General features: G+C 62.9%; 2 pseudogenes. One reads left to right on the forward strand and one right to left on the reverse strand.

Features of this window, described 5'->3' with window-relative positions:
* Positions 1-120 (forward strand): annotated as a pseudogene (locus tag EN969_RS34650) (repressor LexA); the annotation flags it as partial.
* Here the strand turns inward: EN969_RS34650 and EN969_RS34655 are convergent.
* Positions 114-509: pseudogene (locus EN969_RS34655) on the reverse strand (competence protein); the annotation flags it as partial. The pseudogenes EN969_RS34650 and EN969_RS34655 overlap by 7 nt on opposite strands.

Raw genomic sequence — 509 nt, forward strand, 5'->3', positions numbered from 1 at the left:
CGCCGCAAGGGCGCCTCGATTGCCCTCGAAGCCGCCAATCCAGCCTATGAGACACGGATTTTCGGGCCGGACAGGGTCAAGGTGCAAGGCAAGCTCGTCGGCCTGATCCGTCGCTACTGAGACGGCTGTGGGTTGACCACTGGCTTCTCGGGTTTCTTGAAGGGTGCCAGCCCCCTCGCCTCGCGAGAGTATCTGCGTTGCGTGTGCCAGGGCCGATATGGGCTGTCCACCGCGAAGCTGATCGTCGCCGGCGTGGTCGCCGATTGGCGATCGAAGAAGACCGCGGCACTGCCTTTGCGAGCCAGTTGCCGCTTGGTGATGACGAGAACCAGCGGGTTGTGACAGGCGTCATAGGCGGTGGCGTCGTTGACGACGATCAGTTCGGCGAAGCCGCAGGCTTTCCAGGTGTCCTTGCGGTCCTCGACATAGGCAATGATCGCACCGGACATGTGCCTGGCCACGCAAACGCCTGAGGAGCAATAGAACGGCGATCCCGGCGGTAGCTCAAC

This window comes from Mesorhizobium sp. M7A.F.Ca.CA.003.01.2.1 (assembly GCF_003998945.1).
Classification (GTDB): Bacteria; Pseudomonadota; Alphaproteobacteria; order Rhizobiales; family Rhizobiaceae; genus Mesorhizobium; species Mesorhizobium ciceri.